This is a genomic window from Streptomyces nanshensis, assembly GCF_001751255.1.
Taxonomy (GTDB): Bacteria; Actinomycetota; Actinomycetes; order Streptomycetales; family Streptomycetaceae; genus Streptomyces; species Streptomyces nanshensis_A.
The window spans coordinates 1-5394 of sequence record NZ_LJGW01000420.1 but is presented as its reverse complement, the minus strand read 5'-3'; the positions used below and the strand labels follow the sequence as shown (position 1 = coordinate 5394).

Annotated in this window: 2 protein-coding genes; both read left to right on the top strand. The window is 72.0% G+C overall.

The genetic code is table 11. The features are described 5' to 3' along the window. The first annotated feature begins 101 nt into the window (after positions 1-101). Positions 102-2525, top strand: coding sequence for a GH92 family glycosyl hydrolase (locus AN218_RS26325; protein ID WP_070019566.1), 2424 nt, complete (start codon positions 102-104; stop codon positions 2523-2525). A gap of 361 nt (positions 2526-2886) precedes the next feature. Next, positions 2887-5292: a GH92 family glycosyl hydrolase gene (locus tag AN218_RS26320; protein WP_070019558.1), complete on the top strand. Its 2406-nt coding sequence runs from the start codon at positions 2887-2889 to the stop codon at positions 5290-5292. Positions 5293-5394 lie beyond the last annotated feature (102 nt).

Genomic DNA, 5394 nt, shown 5'->3' with positions numbered 1-5394 from the left:
CCGGATCGAGGCGGCCCGCGCTCGCCCGGCGGCGCGCTGGGCGTGCGCTCCGGCCCGTGTCCGTCCCGGCGCTCGCCGTGCTGCTGGCCTGCGGTCCCGCGATGGGAGCGGTGCCCGCGGTGCCGGCGTCCGCCGCCGACACCGGCACCCGCACCGGCACCGGCACTGCGGACCAACCCGCCGCCGAGGTCGACCCGTTGATCGGCTCGGCCGGCGGCGGCAACACCTACCCCGGCGCCGTTCTGCCGTACGGGATGATCTCCTGGTCGCCCACCAGCACCACGGGCGACCAGACCGACACCGGCGCCGCCAACGGCTATGCGTACGACGTCACCCGCACCCGCGGCTTCAGCCTCACCCACGTCAACGGCGCCGGGTGCCACCCCGGTGCCGCCGGCGACGTCCCCGTCCTGCCGTTCGCGGGGGACGTCACCTCGTCCCCGTCGGCCGACACCGAGGACGAGGTGTACGCCTCCGGCTTCTCGCACGCCGACGAGCGTGCCGTGCCCGGCCGTTACACCCTCGGCCTCGACTCGGGCGTCACCGCCGATCTGGCCGTCTCCCGGCGCGCGGGCGTCGCCGACTTCACCTTTCCGCGCGGCAAGCCCGCCAACGTGCTCTTCCGCGCCTCGAATTCGCTCAACGGCAGCGAGGACGCGCACATCGAGATCGACAAGGCGCAGCGCAAGGTCAGCGGCTGGGTCCACACCGGAGCCTTCTGCGGACGGCGTGCCAACGGCGGTGAGAACAACCGCAAGAGCTACTACCGGCTGTACTTCAGCGCCACTTTCGACCGGCCGATCGACTCCGCCGGAACCTGGCGGGACGGCACCCTGAGCCCCGGTTCGACCTCCGGCGGCGGCGGTGAGGGATACGCCACCGGGAAGGACCGGGCGGGCCGCGGCTCCGGGGGTTGGGTCGGGTTCGACACCGGCGGCGCCGGCGGTGCAGGTGCCACGGGCGGTACGAGCCGCACGGGCGGCGACAGGACCGTGCACATGCGGATGGGCATCTCGTATGTGAGCCGGGCGGGCGCGGAGGCGAATCTGCGCCAGGAGATCGCCCCCGGTGCCGGTGTGGACGAGGTGGCCGAGGCCGGATTCGAGGCCTGGAACCGGGAGTTGGGCAGCGTACGGGCCGAGGAGGGGACACCGTCCCGGCGTACCGCGTTCTACACCGCGCTCTACCACTCCCTGCTCCAGCCGAACCTCGTCAGCGACGCCGACGGCCGCTATCCCGGCATGGACGGCAGACCGCACCGCGTCGAGCACGGACAGCGGGCGCAGTACAGCAACTTCTCCGGCTGGGACCAGTACCGCGCCCAGGTGCAGCTCCTCGCGCTGCTCAAGCCGCGTGTGGCGGGCGACTTCGCGCAGTCCCTGTACAACTTCGCCCGGCAGAACGGCGGCGTCTGGGACCGGTGGGTCCACATCAGCGGTGCCACACACGTCATGACGGGCGACCCCTCGGCGGCGACCCTGGCCACCTTCTACGCGATGGGCGTACGCGGCTTCGACGTACGCGGCGCCTTCGACTCCCTGGCGCGCCAGGCCACCGTGCCGCACCCCGACGGGCTGTCCGACGCGGGCTGTCCGGGACAGTGCACCGGACAGCGGCCGAACCTGAAGCGGTATCTCGCCGCCCACTACGCACCGCAGGACGACTGCCACTGCTGGGGCGGCGCCGCGGAGACCCTGGAGGCGTCGGTCGCCGACTCCGCCCTGGCGCGCTGGGCGCGGCTGTCGGGACGGGACGAGGAGGCCGGCCGGTTCGCGGAACGGGCCGGCTACTGGCGGAACGTCTTCAACCCGGAGGCGACCCCCGAGGCCGGCTACATCCAGGCCCGCAGTGCCGACGGCTCCTGGACGACCCCGTTCGACCCGGGCAGCGAGACCGGCTTCGCGCAGGGCACCAGCGCGACGTACACCTGGATGGTGCCGCAGGACGTCCAGGGCCTGGCCTCGGCCATGGGCGGCCGGGACGCGGCGGCGGAGCGGCTCGACGGCTTCTTCCACGACCCGGACGGCTCCTGGTCCGTGGACGGCGGCGACCCGCTGCGCTACGACCCCACCAACGAGCCCGGCATCCACACGCCGTGGCTCTACAACGCCCTGGGCCAGCCCTGGAAGACGCAGGAGACCGTCCGCCGGATCGCCGACACGGCCTATGGCACGGGCCCCGGCGGTCTGCCGGGCAACGACGACCTGGGCACCATGTCCGCCTGGTACGTCTTCGCGTCGCTGGGCCTGTACCCCCAACAGCCCGGCAGCGCGGCCATGTTGCTCGGCGCCCCCGCGTTCCCGCGGGTGGTGCTGGCACGCCCCGGCGGACGCGACATCACCGTGAACGCTCCGCACGCCGGTGACGCACGGCCCTACATCCGCTCCGTACGGGTCGACGGCGCGCAGAGCGGCCGTTCCTGGGACGAGGGGCGCCTCGTCGCGTCGGGCGGACGGCTGGACTTCGACCTGGCGGACCGGCCGGACAAGGAGTGGGCCACCGCGCCGGAGGATCTCCCGCGCTGAACTCCGCGGAAGGTCCTCCCACGTTCGCGGACCCCGCACCCTCACAAGGACCCGCACCCTCACAAGGAGAGGACGAGATGGACGGAACGAGACACCCCGGTCCCGGCGGTGAGCGCCCCGGGCACCCCGGGGCGCCGGACGGCGGGTGCAGCGCGCAGCGCGGCCCGGCCGGCCGCGGGCTTCCGAAGACCTCCGTGACCGCGTTCGGTACGGCGGCGGTTCGCGGCTTCGGACCGCCGACGGGAAGCCGGGCAGGGGCAGTTGAGACGGCCTTCGCAGGCCTCAACGGACCACGTTGTCAGATCGATGGGGGACCCGCGGCGCCCGACGGGGTCCGCTGCGCCTACCGGAAGGGGACACCGTGAGCAGCTCCGGATTCCGGCACAGAGGACGCCTGTTCCGTCCACTGCCCGCCCTCGCCGTCGCCGCGGCGACCGTCGTGGTCGTCCCCGTGGCGGTGGCGCCCGCCGCCTCCGCGTCGCCTCCGCGTGCCGCGCGGGCCGTGGACGATCCGGCGCAGTACGTCGATCCGTTCACCGGCACCCAGGACGGCGGTCCCGACTACGGCCACGGCGGAGGGGCGGGGAACAACTTCCCCGGTGCGGTCGCCCCGTTCGGCATGATGCAGTGGAGCCCGGACACCGTCGATCACAAGCACGGCGGATACGAGTACGACGACGACCGGATCCGCGGCTTCAGCCTCACGCACATATCCGGCGCGGGCTGCTCGGACTTCGGCAACATCCCGTTCATGCCGGTGCTCGGCGACAGCCCCGTCGAGAGTTCCACCTTCTCGCACGACAACGAGTCGGCCTCGCCCGGCTCTTACGGCGTCACCTTCGACAACGGCCTCAAGACCGAGCTGACGACCGCCAAGCGCTCGGGCATGGCCCGCTTCACCTACCCGGAGGGCGAGAAGGCGGCGCTGACCGTCGACGCGGCCAAGGCGTTCAACGACGCGAGCGGCGAGGTGACGATCGGCGCCCGCACCCTGTCCGGGTACAGCGACAGCGGCGGCTTCTGCGGTACGGACAACACGTACCGCGTGTACTTCCACGCCACCTTCGACCGGGACTTCGACAGCGGCGGGGTCGTCGAGGACGGCACGGTGGACACGTCCCGGAAGCATGTGTCGGGCACGTCCAAGGGCGTCGCCGGCAAGCCGGACGCGTCGGCCAAGACGGCAGCGTCGCAGGCGGGTCCCGGCACACGCGAGGCTCCCACCGAGGAGCGGGAGGCCACCGGCAAGGCGGCCGAGGCGGGTGCGCAGGCGCTCGTCGGCTTCGACACCAGCCAGGACCGCACGGTCGAGGCGCGCGTCGGCATCTCGTTCGTCAGCCTGGAGAACGCCGAGGCCAACGTCGCCGCCGAGCAGGACGGGAAGAGCTTCGAGGAGCTCCGCGACGGCTCACGCGGCGACTGGAACGGCATGCTCGGCCGGATCGCCGTCGGCGGCGGCAGCGAGAGCGACCGGCGCCGCTTCTACACCGCGCTCTACCACTCGCTGATCCACCCGAACGTCTTCAGCGACAGCAACGGCGAGTACACGGGCTTCGACGAGAAGGTCCACAAGGCGGCCGACGGGCACGCCCAGTACGCCGACTACTCGGGCTGGGACGTCTACCGCTCACAGGTCCAGCTCGTCGCGCTCATCGCGCCGCACGTGGCGTCGGACATCGCGCAGTCCGCCACGAACCAGGCCGTGCAGGGCGGTTACTTCGACCGCTGGACGGTCGCGAACGGCCCGACCGGAGTGATGGTCGGCGACCCGCTGCCGATCGTCGTCTCCAGCGTCCACGCCTTCGGCGCCACCGACTTCGACAGCGCCACGGCCCTGGAGAGGATGGTCGACGGGGCGTCGAACGCCGACGAGCGGCCCGGCTACGCCGACTACGACTCGCTCGGCTATCTGCCCGCCGGGAACGCGGACTGGGGCTCGGTCTCCACCACGTTGGAGTACACCAGCGCCGACTTCGCCGTGGCACAGCTCGCGCAGCGCCTCGGCGACGACGGCACGCACCGCACCTTCCTGCGCCGCTCGCAGAGTTGGAAGAACCTCTTCAACCCGGACAACAAGTACCTTCAGCCGCGCAAGGCCGACGGGTCCTGGACGTCCTTCTCCCCGACGCAGGACGAGGAGTACGTCGAGGGCAACGGCGAGCAGTACACGTGGATGGTGCCCTACAACCAGCGTGCGCTGTACGACCTGATGGGCGGCGACGCGGAGGTCACCCCGCGCCTCGACGCGTTCTTCTCCGAGCTGAACGCCGGGCCGGACAAGCCCAACGCCTACCTCAGCAACGAGCCCTCCGCCAACACCCCCTGGGCGTACGACTACACCGGTGCGCCGTACAAGACGCAGGACGTCGTACGGCGGGCGCTCACCGAGTTGTTCAAGGCGGCGCCAGACGGTCTCACCGGTAACGACGACCTCGGCCAGATGTCGTCGTGGGCGGTCTGGGCCTCGCTCGGCATGTACCCGGAGACCCCCGGACGCTCCGAACTCGTCCTGGCCAGCCCGCTCTTCGAGTCCGTCACCGTCGACCGCGGCGACGGCAGGAAGATCACGGTGAACGCCGAGGGCGCCTCGGACGACGCCAAGTACGTACACGGCCTGAAGGTGAACGGCGAGACCAGTACGAAGCCCTGGCTCAGCGAGAAGTTCGTGGCCGAGGGCGGCACCCTCGACTTCACCCTCGGCACCGAGCCCGACGCGGAGTGGGGCAGCGACCCGGGCGACGCACCGCCGTCCTTCGACGCCCCGTAAGGCCCCGTAAGGCCCCGTAAGGACCCGCAAGGACCCGCAAGGTCCCGTAAGGAGGAGACCCACGGCAGACCCGAGGACCGGCGGGTGACGGCGACGCGGCCG